This is a genomic window from Streptomonospora sediminis (assembly GCF_054778995.1).
Window position 1 is genome coordinate 1 of the sequence record NZ_BAAGYZ010000005.1, and the last position, 14060, is coordinate 14060.

The 14060-nt window shown below is 71.4% G+C and carries 11 protein-coding genes; 8 read left to right on the forward strand and 3 right to left on the reverse strand.

Going from position 1 to position 14060, the window contains the following annotated elements:
• Positions 1-502 precede the first annotated feature (502 nt).
• Positions 503-2806, reverse strand: coding sequence for a UvrD-helicase domain-containing protein (locus tag ACYVD5_RS00680; RefSeq protein WP_460998858.1), 2304 nt, complete (start codon positions 2804-2806; stop codon positions 503-505).
• Positions 2807-2912: 106 nt separating this feature from the next.
• Here ACYVD5_RS00680 and ACYVD5_RS00685 point away from each other — a divergent pair, with 106 nt between their 5' ends.
• Positions 2913-3626, forward strand: a complete 714-nt coding sequence (locus tag ACYVD5_RS00685) for a Pr6Pr family membrane protein (RefSeq protein WP_460998859.1) — start codon at positions 2913-2915, stop codon at positions 3624-3626.
• A gap of 117 nt (positions 3627-3743) precedes the next feature.
• Complete coding sequence (locus tag ACYVD5_RS00690) at positions 3744-4676, forward strand: nucleoside hydrolase (RefSeq protein WP_460998860.1); 933 nt, start codon at positions 3744-3746, stop codon at positions 4674-4676.
• 13 nt (positions 4677-4689) lie between these two features.
• Here the strand turns inward: ACYVD5_RS00690 and ACYVD5_RS00695 are convergent, their stop codons facing one another.
• Together ACYVD5_RS00695 and ACYVD5_RS00700 are read right to left on the reverse strand one after the other, a co-directional pair.
• Positions 4690-5361, reverse strand: a complete 672-nt coding sequence (locus ACYVD5_RS00695) for a LuxR C-terminal-related transcriptional regulator (protein ID WP_460998861.1) — start codon at positions 5359-5361, stop codon at positions 4690-4692.
• Between the two features lie 90 nt (positions 5362-5451).
• Complete coding sequence (locus ACYVD5_RS00700; RefSeq protein ID WP_460998862.1) at positions 5452-6699, reverse strand: ATP-binding protein; 1248 nt, start codon at positions 6697-6699, stop codon at positions 5452-5454.
• A 408-nt stretch (positions 6700-7107) separates the two neighbouring features.
• Here ACYVD5_RS00700 and ACYVD5_RS00705 point away from each other — a divergent pair, with 408 nt between their 5' ends.
• From ACYVD5_RS00705 to ACYVD5_RS00730, 6 genes are all read left to right on the forward strand, one after another.
• Complete coding sequence (locus ACYVD5_RS00705) at positions 7108-8604, forward strand: PspC domain-containing protein (protein WP_460998863.1); 1497 nt, start codon at positions 7108-7110, stop codon at positions 8602-8604.
• A complete protein-coding gene (locus ACYVD5_RS00710; protein ID WP_460998864.1) occupies positions 8591-8818 on the forward strand; it encodes a hypothetical protein in 228 nt (75 codons plus the stop codon). Before ACYVD5_RS00705 ends, ACYVD5_RS00710 begins: the two co-directional genes overlap by 14 nt.
• Positions 8819-9014: 196 nt before the next feature.
• Positions 9015-9587 carry a (2Fe-2S)-binding protein gene (locus ACYVD5_RS00715; RefSeq protein ID WP_460998865.1) on the forward strand — a complete coding sequence of 191 codons (573 nt, stop codon included), beginning with the start codon at positions 9015-9017 and terminating at the stop codon, positions 9585-9587.
• On the forward strand, positions 9584-11992 hold the full coding sequence (locus tag ACYVD5_RS00720) for a xanthine dehydrogenase family protein molybdopterin-binding subunit (RefSeq protein WP_460998866.1): 2409 nt from the start codon (positions 9584-9586) through the stop codon (positions 11990-11992). The genes ACYVD5_RS00715 and ACYVD5_RS00720 overlap by 4 nt, the downstream gene beginning before the upstream one ends.
• A complete protein-coding gene (locus tag ACYVD5_RS00725; RefSeq protein ID WP_460998867.1) occupies positions 11989-12840 on the forward strand; it encodes an FAD binding domain-containing protein in 852 nt (283 codons plus the stop codon). Before ACYVD5_RS00720 ends, ACYVD5_RS00725 begins: the two co-directional genes overlap by 4 nt.
• Before the next feature lie 181 nt (positions 12841-13021).
• A complete protein-coding gene (locus tag ACYVD5_RS00730; RefSeq protein WP_460998868.1) occupies positions 13022-13885 on the forward strand; it encodes an SRPBCC family protein in 864 nt (287 codons plus the stop codon).
• Positions 13886-14060 lie beyond the last annotated feature (175 nt).

Consider the following 14060-nt stretch of genomic DNA (forward strand, 5'->3'; position numbering starts at 1 on the left):
AGTTCTCAAGAAGCAACCGTTCATCCGGTACAAGCTCCGGCCCGCCCGGTGGCGGGCCCGCTTAAGCTCTTCCCAAGAGACGGGCATTTTCCCGGCGAATTCGCGATTATCTCGCGTATTCGCTTTCAAGTTCTTTACCGCGTTTGCGGCCTCGATTCAGACTCTAGCAAGAATTCCGATTCAAGACCAACTCCGCGAATTCACTCCGCTTTTGCTTTCCCGCTGCAAGCCGGTGTTCGCCTTGCAAGCCGGGGCTGCGTTTTGCGGTGTGGTTCCACTCTACCGGCTGTCACGAGTGCTCGTGACGGTTGCGGTTGAGCGAGTAGGTGACCGACCCGCCCGCTGGGTGAACCAGCGTTCGTTGCGTCGGTGTTTCCAGTCTACAGGCCCGCGGGCGTGCTCGGCACGGTCGGCGGGCTCCGATCGGGCCTCGGACGTGTGCGCCGGGCCCGTGCACCGCGGTCACGTGGCCGAATGCGCGCGGGGCGCATCCTGGCGGCTCTCAAAGTTTCTCGATCGGCGCGAACTTCACCAGGAAGTCCTTCTCGCCGATGTCCGCACCGAAGTCGATGCGCGCCTTGGTCTTGTCGCCGGCGCCGTCGACGATGAGCACCGTGCCCATGCCGAACGAATCGTGGTTGACCTTGTCGCCCGGGTCCAGTGACGGGACCTCGCGGTTGCTCTTCGACGACGGCGGAGCACTGCGGCGCGGCTGGGCCGCCCCAAGGGTGGATTCCGCGCGCCGCCAGTCGACGAGTCCGGTCGGCACTTCGTCGAGGAAACGCGACGGCGGGTTGAACGACGGAGTGCCCCATGCGCTGCGGACCGCCGCCCGGGTGAAGTACAACCGCTCTTGGGCGCGGGTGATTCCCACATACGCCAGGCGGCGTTCCTCCTCCAGCTCCGCTTTCTCGCCGAGCGTGCGCATGTGCGGGAAGACGCCGTCCTCCATGCCCGTGAGGAACACGATGGGGAACTCCAGCCCCTTTGCCGCGTGCAGGGTCATCAGCGTGACGACACCGCCGGACTCGTCGGCGTCGGGGATCTGGTCGGTGTCGGCCACCAGCGCCACCTGCTCCAGGAAGTCCACCAGGGTGGGTTCGGGTACCGCCGCCTCAGCGCCCGGTTCCGGTTCCTGCTGTTCCTGCTGTTCTTCGGTGCCCGCAGCGGTCTCCGGCGGGTACAGCGGTCCGGTGAAACCGTTCTCGAACTCGCGGGCGACCTCGACGAACTCCTCCAGGTTCTCCGCCCGGCTCTCGTCCTGGAGGTCCTTGGAGTTGGCGAGCTCGGAAAGGTAGCCGGTGCGCTGCAGCACCGCCTCGACCACCTCGGAGGGCGAGCCGTCCTCGGCGATCTGCTCCAGCTCCTCCAGCAGCGCAACGAAGTCGCGGATGGCGTTCAGCGAGCGCTTGGCCAACCCGTCCACCTCGTCGGCGCGGCGCAGCGCACGCGCGAACGAGGTCCGCTGCCGCGATGCGAACAGCTCGACGGTCTCCTCGGCGCGGTCGCCGATGCCGCGCTTGGGCACATTGAGGATGCGCCGCAGGCTGACCGTGTCCTCCGGGTTGGCCAGCACCCGCAGGTAGGCCAGGATGTCGCGGACCTCTTTGCGTTCGTAGAACCGCACGCCGCCCACGATCTTGTAGGGCAGGCCGGTGCGGATGAACACGTCCTCGAACACGCGGGACTGCGCGTTGGTGCGGTAGAACACCGCGACCTCGCCCGGTGTGCACACGCCTTCGTCGCCGAGCTTGTCGATCTCGCCGACGACGAACGCCGCCTCGTCGTGCTCGTTGTCGGCGACATAGCCGGTGATCGAGGGCCCGACCCCCTGCTCGGACCACAGGTTCTTGGCCGGGCGGTCGGGGTTGCGTTCGATCACCGCGTTGGCCGCGGTGAGGATGTTCTGCGTCGAGCGGTAGTTCTGCTCCAGCAGGATGGTCTTGGCCTGCGGGTAGTCGCGCTCGAACTCCAGGATGTTGCGGATGGTGGCGCCGCGGAAGGCGTAGATGGACTGGTCGGCGTCGCCCACCACGCACAGTTCCGCGGCCGGCACCGCCGCGTCGCCGGCGGTGTCCTCGCCGACCAGCAGCCGCACCAGCTCGTACTGGGCGTGGTTGGTGTCCTGGTACTCGTCGACCAGGACGTGGCGGAAGCGCCGCCGGTAGTGCTCGGCGATGTCGGGGAACATCTGCAGCAGGTTGACCGTGATCATGATCAGGTCGTCGAAGTCCATCGCGCCGGCCTCGTGCAGCCGCTGCTGGTAAAGCGTGTAGGCCTCGGCGAGCTTCTTCTGCTGCTCGTTCTGCGCCTGCTCGGCGAAGGTGTCGTAGTCGACGAGCTCGTTCTTGAGGTTGGAAACCTGGGCGGAGAACGACTTGGGCGGGAAGCGCTTGGGGTCGAGGTCCAGCTCCTTGCAGACCAGCTGCATCAGCCGCCGGGAATCGGCGCCGTCGTAGATGGTGAACCCGCTGGGGTAACCCAGCCGCCCGGCCTCGCGGCGGAGGATGCGCACGCACGCGGAGTGGAACGTCATCACCCACATCGCGCTCGCGATGCGGCCGCCCAGCAGCGCCTCGATGCGTTCCTTCATCTCGGCGGCGGCCTTGTTGGTGAAGGTGATCGCCATGACCTCGCCGGGGCGGATGCCGCGTGCGGCCAGCAGGTAGGCGATGCGGTGCGTGAGCACCCGGGTCTTGCCGGACCCGGCCCCCGCGACGATCAGCAGCGGGCTGCCGGCGTGTGTGACGGCTTCGCGCTGCGGGGCGTTCAGGCCTTCGAGGAGCTGCTCTTGGGAGGACGACACGCTTCCCAGGTTACGGCGCACGGCAGGTGCCCGTATCCGCCCGGCGGCACCATCCGCCCCGCCCCGGCGCGGTAGCCTCGGGCGCCGGAGACAGGGAGGCGGGCCGATGCCGGTGTTCGTGGGCCTTTACCGGGCGGCCGCGGCGCTGGTGGCCGTGACCGGGGTCGCCATGGAGGTGGCGCGGGCGGGATCGCTGCAGCCGTTCGTCTACTTCACGCTGCAGAGCAACTGCGCGCTGGCGGTGTGCTTCGCGTTCGCCGCATGGGCGGCCTGGCGCGGGCGGGCGGGCCTGCCCGGCGGACTCAAGGGCGCGATCACGGTCTACATCCTGATCACCGGCCTGGTGTTCAACTTCGTGCTGGCCGACGGGCCCACGCAGGTCACGGCGGCCAACGCCGGCCAGTTCGTCGACGGTCCGTGGTGGTTCGTCGACTCCAGCGACCTGCTGCACGGCGTGACACCCCTCATGGCCGCCGCGGACTTCGTGCTGTTCGACCGGCACCGGCGGCTGCGCTGGCACCACGCACCGGTGTGGCTGGCCTACCCGATCGCCTACCTCGCCTTTGTCGCGGTGCGGGGCGAGTTGTTCCCGCAGACCGCCTACCCCTACTTCTTCGTCGACGTGTCGATGCTCGGTTACGGCGGGGTGGCCCGCAATGCGCTGATGTACGGTACGGCGTTCCTCGCGCTGGGTCTGCTGCTGGTGGCGGCCGACCGGCTGCTCGGCGGGACCGCGCCGGAACGCGTGCTGGCGCGGGTCCGCGGTGAAGGCGTGCCGGCCGGCGCGCCCGCGGAGACCGCCGGACGCAGCGGGGGCTGACCGCGGACCGCTCGCACCGGCCGCCGCCACAGTTGTCTAGGCTTATCCGGGAAAATGCCGGTATCGACGGCGGGTGCGCCGACCGGCGCAGTGGCACAGGCAGCAGAGGAGACAGCGGTGCGAATCTACGTCGACTGCGATCCGGGCATCGACGACGCCCTGGCGCTGGCCTACGTGGCGGCCCGGCCCGAGATCGAACTGGTCGGCGTGGGGTCGGTCTTCGGCAACAACGACACGGCGACGACCACCGGCAACGCGTTGCGGCTCCTGGAGCTTTACGGCCGCCCCGATGTGCCCGTTGCCCGCGGCGCCGGGCGGGCGCTGGCCCAGCCGCCGAACCTGGGCAAGGGTGTCCACGGCGAAAACGGCCTGGGCGAGGTGGCGCTGCCGGAGCCCGCAGCCGCACCGGTCGACCACTCGGCGGCCGAGCTGCTGGTCCGCGAGGCCCGGGCGGCTCCCGGCACCATCGACGTGCTGGCGCTGGGCCCGCTCACCAACCTCGCGCTGGCGCTGAGCATCGAACCCGGACTGCCCGAGCTGCTCGGGCGCGTGGTGATCATGGGCGGGGCGGTGCGCGCCCCCGGCAATGTCACGCCCTTGGCCGAGGCGAACGTGGCCAACGACCCCGAGGCCGCGGAGTGCGTGCTGGCGGCGGGTTTCGACGCGACACTGGTCGCGCTGGATGTCACGATGCGCACCGTGGCGACCGGGCCGTGGCTGGACGAACTGGCGGCCGTCGAGAGCCACCGCGCACAGATGACCTCGGAGTTCCTGCGTTTCTACACCGACGTGTACACGCGCTTCCTCGGTGTTCGCCAGTGCGCGATGCACGACCCGCTGGCGGCCGGGGTCCTGCTCGACCCGGAACTGGTGACCGACTCGGTCGACGTGCCGGTGCGGGTGGAGCTGCAGGGTGCGCACGCGCGCGGCCAGACCTTCGCCGACCTGCGGCCCAACCGCGACCTCGGCGACAAGCGGCCCGCGGTGAACCTGGTGGGCGATGTGGACGGCGAGACGTTCTTCCGGCGGATGACCGACGCGCTGCGCTGAGCGGGCGGGCGGTTCACACCAGCTTGCGCGCGGTCGCCCAGCGGCTGAGTTCGTGGCGGTTGGACAACTGGAGCTTGCGCAGCACCGAGGACACGTGGGTCTCGACGGTCTTCACCGATATGAAAAGCTCCTTGGCGACCTCTTTGTAGGCGTAGCCGCGGGCGATCAGCCGCAGGACCTCGCGTTCGCGCTGGGTGAGCCGGTCGAGTTCGGGGTCCATGGGCGGGGCGTCGGTGGCGGCGAACGCGTTGAGCACGAAGCCGGCCAGGCGCGGCGAGAACACGGCGTCGTCGTCGGCGACCCGGATGATGGCGTCGGCGAGTTCGCGGCCGGAGATGGTCTTGGTGACGTAGCCGCGGGCGCCGCCGCGCACGACCCCGATGACGTCCTCGGCGGCGTCGGAGACCGACAGCGCCAGGAACCGGATCTCGGGGTAGCGGGGCAGGACCCGGCGCAGGACCTCGCTGCCGCCTCCGCCGGGCAGGTGCACGTCCAGCAGCACGAGGTCGGGCTGTTTCTGCGCGATGACCTCGACGGCGCTGTCGACGTCGCCGGCCTCGCCGATGAAGTCGATGAGGTCGCCGATCTCGCCGCGCACGCCGCTGCGGAAGAGCCGGTGGTCGTCGACGATCACGACGCGGGGAGCGGTGTCCGGTGCGGCTGCGGTTCTGTTCTCGTCATCCACACCTTGGACTGTACCCACCGGGGGTCTCGGGCAGGCACCGGTGCCCGGGTCCGGCCACGAACGGCGGCCCGGCGCCGGTTCCGCGGGGGTTCAGGCGGCGGGCTCCTGCTCGCGCGGCATGCGCAGTTGCACCTCGGTGCCTTCGCCGGGAGCGGTACGGATGCGGGCGCTGCCGCCGTGGCGCTCCATGCGGCCGAGGATGGAGCCGCGCACGCCCATCCGGTCTGCGGGGATGGCGTCGAGGTCGAAGCCTGCGCCGCGGTCGCGGACGAAGACGAGCACCTCCTCGGGATCGACCTCGGCGAACACCGAGATGTCGCCGCTTCCGGCGTATTTCGAGGCGTTGACCATGGCTTCGCGGGCGGCACCCAGTTCGGCCTGGATGGCGTCGTCGATGGTGCAGTCGCCCACGCACACGACTTCGATGGGGACGCCGTGGGCCTCTTCGACCTCGGCGGCGACGCGTTCGAGGGCGGGTTTGACGGTGGTCTCGGCGTCGGCGGGGCCCTGGTAGAGCCAGCTGCGCAGTGCGCGCTCCTGGACCCGCGCCAGCCGCTGGACCTCGCGGGAGTCCTCCGACCGGCGCTGGATGAGGGCGAGGGTGTGCAGCACGGAGTCGTGGATGTGTGCGGCGAGTTCGGCGCGCTCCTGGCTGCGGATGCGCTCGCGGCGCTCGCGGTCGCGTTCGCGTACCAGGCCGATGATCCACGGCGCGGCGATCAGCGACATCCCGGCGACGATCGTCGCGGCGAACGTGAGCCCGGCGCGGGCCTCGTTGAGCTGCTGCTGGAAGACGAGGAAGCCGATGGCGCCGATGAACACGAGCAGCACACCGGCGCCGGTGCGGACCCAGCTCTTGCCGCTCTGCACGAGTACCGAGGCCGACATCCATTCCTCGCGCAGGCCCGGGTTGGCCTGCTTCCAGAGGATGGCGGCGCCGAGGGCGCCGAAGATGATGAACCACAGCACCGGTTCGAACCAGCCGCCGAACAGCAGGGCGAGCATGCCCAGTCCGCCTGCGAGGGCGCAGTAGGCCAGCAGCTGGCTGACGGCGCGGCCCTTGCGCTTGGCGGTGTCGGGGGTGTCGGCGCCGTCTGGCACCGGAGCCGGTTGGCCCGCTGCGGTCCGGTGGTTTTCGACCGGGACGAAGAGCACGAGGATGATGTAGACGACGATGCCGATCCCGCCGAAGCCCAGCGCGAGCAGCGCCAGCCGTGCGACAACGGCATCGATGCCCAGGTGCCGCGCCAGTCCCGCGCCCACACCCGCGACCAGCCGGCCGCTGCGCGGTCGTTCCAGGCGCGGCGTCCGGGGCCGCCGGGTCGCCGTTTCGGTCACCGTGTCCGTGCCCTCCCCGTCGGATTCGCCCTGCGTCCTGATCCGCGAGCCGTGCCTTCCGGCGCGCGTGCTCTGCGCGGGCGGGCGGGCGGCGGCCGCACCGTCCGACCGCGGTGCGATCGGACGGTGCGGCTTTCTTGCGCCCGTGCCATCCAGGATGCCCGGCTTGCGGGGGTACGTCATCAGGGACCCGCCCCCGGAACCGTGCCTGTGGGGATCAGGGTGGCGTCAGGGTAGTTCCCCATGGGCATCGGTGCACGTGGCAGAGGAGGATGGGGCCATGGGACAGAGCTGGCCGCCGATGCTGGAACGGACACGGTAACGGTGGACGACACGCGGCAGCCCCCACACGACGGAGCGCGCGGGCCCGGTGGCGGCGGTTCAGCGGCTGCGGAATCGCGTGCCGCGATGCCGCCTGTGTCGCCGCCCGCTGACCCTGACCGCACGGACCGGCAGGGGAGCACGGAGCTGCTCCGCGACAACGAGCACGGCCTGATCACCGGGGTGTGCGCCGGGCTGGGCTCCTACACCGGGATCGACCCGATCGTGTGGCGGATGGGTTTTGCCATCACCGCGCTGGCGGGATTCACCGGTGTGCTGCTGTATGTCGGCGCGTGGATGGCGATGCGCGACCCGCAGCGGGGGCCCGCGATGGGCGAGCAGTTGATGAACCGGCGCATTCCCGAGCGGACGGTGCCGGCGCTGCTGGGGCTGGGGTTGGCCGTGCCGGCGGCGTTCAGCCTGATCGGCGGGGTCGGTTGGGGAACCCTGATGCTGGCGACCCCGCTGATCCTCGGCGTGCTGGTGGCCCACAACCGCGGTGTCGACCTGCGCCAGGCCTACCGGGAGCTGCCGGGGCTGCTGAAGTCGGGCGAGCCGCCGCCGGCCACCCCGGACCCCGACCCCAAACCCGCCTACTTCAACCCGGCCCAGCCGTGGGCGCAGGCGCCGGCGGGTCCGGTGGATCTGGCGGTGGTGGCCGATCCCGACCGTGCCGATAGCGCCGGGGGCGGGGGCGACGGCGGAGACGGCGACGCAGCAGGCGCAGCGGGGCACGACACCGCCGGCGGAGCGCGGACGGGCCTGTCGGGTTTCCGGCAGCGCAGGCGCGAACGGGTGCGCGACGCCCGGGCCCGGCGCCGCCGGCAGAAGCAGGAGCAGCGGGCCGCCCGCGGGGTGCGGCTGGTGGGGTTCGTGTGGTGGCTGGTGGTGGCCGAGGCCGCGATCGCGCTCGGCGCGACCAGCACCGGGTTCGCCGAGACACTCTTCGGGCCGCAGACGGGGCCGTTTTTCCTCGGCAGTGTGGTGATGACCATCGGCGTCGCCTGCGTGGCCGGCGCCTGGTTCGGCGATCCGCGCGGCCTGATCAGCACCGGGATGGTTGCGGTCCTGCTGCTTGCGGGCTCGGCTCTGGTCGACCTGCCGGGTATGCGTTTCACATCGCTCGACTACCGGCCCACCACCGTCGCCGCCGCCGAGCGCCCGCATTCGCTGACAGGCGGCGAAGTGCGGCTCGACCTGACACGGCTTCCGCTGGAGTCTGGCCAGCGGGTCGAGGTCGGCGCCGAAGTGCACTTCGGCGAAGTGACCGTACTGGTGCCCTATGACGCGCGGGTGCAGGTGCGCGGCAGGATGTCGTGGGGCAGGCTGCGCATCGAAGAGAACGTGCACTGGGGCAATGTGGATCTGCGCCGCACGCTGGAGCCCGGCGAACCGGCCCTGCCCGTAGAGCCGGGCAGCGGGCACGCCACCGCGGTCGACGAATTCGAGCAGCCTGCGGACCAAGGCCGCGGCGCAGGTTCGGGCGAGGGGCCGGAGTCCGGGCAGGACGGGCCGCCGCCCACCCTGGTCATCAACCTGGCCTCCCACATCGGCGATATGGAGGTGCACCGTGAACCGTCGTAGTACGGACTGGGGATCCCTGATCGCCGGAATACTGTTCATTCTGCTGGGTGCGGCGTTCATCATCGCCGGCCCGTCGCGGTGGGGTTTCGACGCGGTCTGGGTCGTGCCCGTGCTCGCCGTGGGGCTGGGGGTCGCCGGGCTGGCCCGCGCGCTCGCGGTCGCGCGGCGGCGCCGCCGCGAACTCGGCGGCGGCAACGGCGGCACGGCCGACTGATCCTGCCCGCGCCGGGGAACCGCCGCCGGCGCGGGCCGCGCCCCTGCTTTTTCGTCCCGGCCCCACCGGCCTCCTGCCTTTTGCAAGAACATGCAAAAAGGGGGCCTGGTTCGCTCGGACCTCGTGTTTTACCGTGGTCGGACCTCCCATGACCAGTAGGACTGATGAGGCCACTACTTGAGGAGGTCTTGGCCCCATGCCACATATCCGCGTCACAGTCGACGGCGTCCGCTACGACGACCAGGTCGAAGCACGCCGGCTCCTCGTCCACTATCTTCGCGAGCAACTGGGCAAGGCGGGCACCCCCGTCGGGTGCGACACCACCAACTGCGGCGCCTGCACGGTGCTGCTGGACGGGCACTCCGTCAAAAGCTGCTCGGTGCTCGCCTGCCAGGCCGACGGCCACGACATCACCACTGTCGAAGGGCTCGCCGCCGACGGCGACCTGCACCCGGTGCAGCGGGCCTTCCACGAAACGCACGCCCTGCAGTGCGGCTACTGCACGCCCGGCATGATCATGGCTGCGCTGGATCTGCTGCGCACCAATTCCGACCCCAGCGAGGACGAGGTCCGCGAGGGGCTGGAAGGCAACATGTGCCGGTGCACCGGCTACGTCAACATCGTGCGGGCGGTGCGCGAGGCCGCGGCCGCGATGCGCGCCCAGGCCGCTGCGCCCGAGTCCGAGCCGCGCACCACCGGGGTGCCGCCCCAGGTGGCCCGCGAGGAGGAGCCGGCGCGGCACGCCGCGAGCGGAGGTGCGTCGTCATGACCATGGCACCGGAGTCGGGCACCGACCAGATCGGCAGCCCCCGCCTGCGCAAAGAGGACGCCAGGCTGATCACCGGGCAGACCAACTGGACCGACAACATCCAGCAGACGGGCATGCTGCACGTGGCGTTCCTGCGCAGCCCGCACGCCCACGCCCGCATCTCCGAGGTCGACTGCTCGGCGGCGCTGCAGCAGCCCGGGGTGGTGGCCGCGTTCAGCGGCGCCGACTTCGCCGCCGAGCAGGGCAGCCTGCCGTGCGCGTGGCCGGTCACCGCCGACATGGCGCTGCCCGACCACCCGCCCATGGCCGTCGACGAGGTGCGCTACGTCGGTGAAGCCGTGGCCTGCGTGGTCGCGCGCGACGCCTACGCCGCCGCCGATGCGCTGGAGGCCATCGACGTCGCGTTCCAACCGATGCCGGCCGTGGTCGACATGGAGGCGGCGCTGGCCGAGGGCGCCGATCTCGTGCATCCGGGATCGGGCCAGGGGCAGGGCACCAACAAGGCGTTCGTGTGGCCGTTCTCCGCCGGCGACACCGATGCCGCGTTCGAGGGCGCCGACGTCGTGGTGAGCCGCCGCTACCACCAGCAGCGGTTGATCCCGGCGGCGATGGAGCCCCGTTCGGTGGTGTGCCGCCCTGACGGCGACTCGTTCACGCTGTGGTCGGCCACCCAGGTCCCGCACATCCTGCGGCTCATGCTGGCCATGACCACCGGGGTGCCCGAGCACAAGATCCGGGTCATCGCACCCGACGTGGGCGGCGGTTTCGGTTCGAAACTGCAGGTGACCGCCGAAGAGGTGCTGGCGCTGCTGCTCGCCAAGCGGCTGCGCAAGCCGGTCAAGTGGACCGAGACCCGCACGGAGGGGTTCCAGACCACCCACCACGGGCGCGACCAGATCCAGGACGTGTCGATCGCCGCCGACGCCGATGGCCGCATCCGCGGGCTCAAGGTGGACCTGCTGGCCGACATGGGCGCCTACATGATGCTGGTGACTCCGGGCGTGCCGGTCCTGGGTGCGCTGATGTTCCCGGGTATCTACAAGATGGACGCCTACTCGTTCTCGTGCACCGGGGTGTTCACCACCAAGATGCCCACCGACGCCTACCGCGGCGCGGGCCGGCCCGAGGCCACCTACGCCATCGAGCGCATCGTCACCGAGCTCGCCGAGGAGATCGGGATGGACCCGATGGAGCTGCGGCGGCGCAACTGGATCCGGCACGAGGAGTTTCCCTACACGACCATCGCGGGACTGACCTACGACTCCGGCAACTACGAGGCGGCCACCGACAAGGCGATGCGGCTGTTCGGCTACGACGAGCTGCGCGCCGAGCAGCGCCGCCGCCGCGAGAACGGCGACCCGGTGCAGCTCGGTATCGGCGTCTCGACCTACACCGAGATGTGCGGGTTGGCGCCGTCGCGGGTGCTGGGGTCGCTGTCCTACAGCGCCGGCGGGTGGGAGAACGCCTCGGTGCGGATGCTGCCCACCGGCAAGGTCGAGGTGGTGACCGGCTCCTGCGCCCACGGCCAGGGGCACGCCACCGCCTGGAGCCAGATCGTCGCCGACAAGCTCGGGGTGGCGTTCGAGGACGTCGAGGTGCTGCACGGCGACACCCGGGTCTCACCCAAGGGGATGGACACCTACGGGTCGCGTTCGCTGGTGGTGGGCGGCACTGCGGTGGTCGGGGCCTGCGACCGGGTGCTGGAGAAAGCGCGGCGGCTGGCGGCGCACCTGATGGAGGCCAACGAGGACGATCTGGAGTTCTCCGGGGGCCGGTTCACCGTGCGCGGCACCGAGCGGCCCTCGACCGGGATGCAGGAGTTGGCGCTTGCGGCGTTCGCGGCCCACGACCTGCCGGAGGGTGCCGAAGCCTCGCTGGACGCCGATTCCACGTTCGACCCGGAGAACTTCTCGTACCCGCACGGCACGCACCTGTGCGCGACCGAGGTCGACACCGAGACCGGCGAGGTGCGGATCCGGTCGTATACGGCGGTCGACGATGTGGGCACGGTCGTCAACCCGCTGATCGTGGAGGGCCAGGTGCACGGCGGGCTTGCGCAGGGCATCGCCCAGGCGCTGTACGAGGAGGCCGTGCACGACGCCGACGGCAACCTGGTGACCTCGACACTGGCCGACTACCTGGTGCCCACGGCCGCGGACATGCCGCATTTCACCACCGACCGGACCGTTACGCCGGCCACCACGAACCCGCTCGGCACCAAGGGTGTGGGCGAGGCGGGCACGATCGCCTCGACCCCGGCCGTGGTCGGCTCGGTCGTCGACGCGCTGCGGCCCTACGGCGTGCACGACCTGCGGATGCCGTGCACGCCGCAACGGGTGTGGCGGGCCATCGCCGAGGCCGGTGGCGCGGTCCAGGGCGGCGCGAGCGAGGGAGGACCGCGATGATCCCGGCACAGTTCGACTACGTGCGGCCCAGCGACGTCTCCGAGGCGGTGCGGGTACTCGCCGACAGCGACGAACCCAAGGTGATGGCGGGCGGGCAGAGCCTGACCCCGCTGCTGCGGTTCCGGCTGGCCTACCCCGATGTGGTGGTGGACCTGGCCGGGCTGACCGACCTGCGCGGTGTGCAGGACGACGGCGACTGGCTGCGTGTCGGGGCGATGACCACCCACGACGAGGTGATGCACGATCCGCTGGTGGCGGCGCACTGCGACCTGCTCGCGCAGGCCACGCGCACGGTCGCCGACCCTGCGGTGCGCCACCGCGGGACGCTGGGCGGGTCGCTGGCCCACGCCGACCCGGCGGGCGACCTGCCGGCGGTGGCGCTCGCGTTGGACGCGCAGTTCCTGATCTCGGGTGAGGACGGGGAGCGCACGGTGCCGGCGTCGGAGTTCTTCCTGGACTACCTGACCACGGCACTGGACATCGGCGACGTGCTGACGGCGGTGCGGTTCCCGAAGATGGGCGGCTGGTCCTTCCATTACGAGAAATTCTCCCAGGCCGCGCAGGCGTGGGCGGTGGTCGGGGTGGCCGCGGCCGTGCGGCGCAGCGACGGCGGCATCGCCGAGGCCCGTGTGGGGCTGACCAACATGGGCAGCACCCCGATACGCGCCGAGGGTGTCGAGGCCGCCTGCCGGGGTGTTCCGGCGCAGGCCGGGGCGCTGCGCGACGCCGCGCGGTCGGCCGATGCCGGCACCGACCCGCCCAACGACCTCAGTGCGCAGGCCGATTACCGGCGCCACTTGGCGCGGGTGCTCACCGGCCGGGCGCTGGCCCGGGCGGCGGGGATCTGACGGCCCCGGCAACGGGCGGGCCGGCCGCCGGCGGTCGGCCGTCCCGGCCGTGCGCCTGCGGCCGGGCGGATTGCGGCGGGCGGACGGGGTAGTACCCGGGACGGGTCCTGGGGCGCGCCCGCCGGGCAGATGGGAGTGCGAAGCCGATGACGCCGAACGCGGCAGGAAGGCGGCGCTGCGAATGAGTACGCAGCTGAACAACCGTTTCACGGTGCCCGTGCCTGTTGGCCGGGCCTGGGACGTACTGCTGGACGTCGAGCGGATCGCGCCGTGCATGCCGGGGGCCACTCTCGAATCGGTCGAGGGCGACACCATGACGGGCAAGGTCCGGGTGAAGGTCGGCCCGATCACGGTGACCTACCGGGGCGAGGCGCACTTCACCGAGATCAATTCCGAAGAGCGCCGGGTCGAACTGCACGCCGGCGGCAAGGAGGCGCGCGGCACCGGTACCGCCTCGGCCACGGTGACCGCCGCGCTGCACGAGCTCGACGAGGGCACCACCGAGGTGACGGTCGACACCGACCTCACCGTCACCGGCCGGGTCGCCCAGTTCGGACGCGGTGTGATGGCCGATGTCAGCTCCAAACTGGTGTCGAGGTTCGCCGAGAATCTCGCCGCCGAACTGCAGGGGGGATCGGCGCAGGAGCGCGAGCAGGTCAAGGCCAGCGCGCAGGGCGGCGACGCCGCGGGCAGCGCCGGGGGTGGCGCGCAATCGGCGCCGCACGCGGCCGGCGGCGAGGCGGCCCCGGCCAACGCGGTGGTCCCGCCGCAGGCCGGCGAGCCGGCCGGCGTGCATCCGGGCACCGCGGGCGCTGCGGATACCGCGGAGCCGGAGTGGGCGCAGCCCGGGTCCCGGCCGGGCGGCGACACACGGCCGGACGACGTTCCGGGCATGCGGGCGCGGGACGACACCATCGACCTGATGTCGACCGTGGGCGTCCCCGTGCTCAAGCGCGTACTGCCGGTGCTCGGACTTGCCGCGGTGCTCGCGGTCATCTTCAACCGGTTGCGCAGGAACCGGAACAGGCGCAGGCGCGAGGGCTGATCCGCCGGCCGCCGCATCGAGGGGCCGCGCCGGCCGGACTTCGGACGGGTCCGGCACCAGCGCTGCGTGGTGCCGGGCCCGGTGCTTCCGCTGCCCGGCGGGTGCGGGTGCGGCGGGCGCGAACGCCCGGAGTGGCAGGGGTGGCGAATACGCTGCCGCTGCGGGAACTCTGTAC

What these genes read in the sequence shown, in the direction of transcription:
- ACYVD5_RS00685 (WP_460998859.1), top strand. Translation starts at nt 2,913, where the DNA reads ATGCCGGTGTTCGTGGGCCTTTACCGGGCGGCCGCGGCGCTGGTGGCC.
- ACYVD5_RS00705 (WP_460998863.1), top strand. Translation starts at nt 7,108, where the DNA reads ATGCCGCCTGTGTCGCCGCCCGCTGACCCTGACCGCACGGACCGGCAG.
- ACYVD5_RS00715 (WP_460998865.1), top strand. Translation starts at nt 9,015, where the DNA reads ATGCCACATATCCGCGTCACAGTCGACGGCGTCCGCTACGACGACCAG.
- ACYVD5_RS00720 (WP_460998866.1), top strand. Translation starts at nt 9,584, where the DNA reads ATGACCATGGCACCGGAGTCGGGCACCGACCAGATCGGCAGCCCCCGC.
- ACYVD5_RS00725 (WP_460998867.1), top strand. Translation starts at nt 11,989, where the DNA reads ATGATCCCGGCACAGTTCGACTACGTGCGGCCCAGCGACGTCTCCGAG.
- ACYVD5_RS00730 (WP_460998868.1), top strand. Translation starts at nt 13,022, where the DNA reads ATGAGTACGCAGCTGAACAACCGTTTCACGGTGCCCGTGCCTGTTGGC.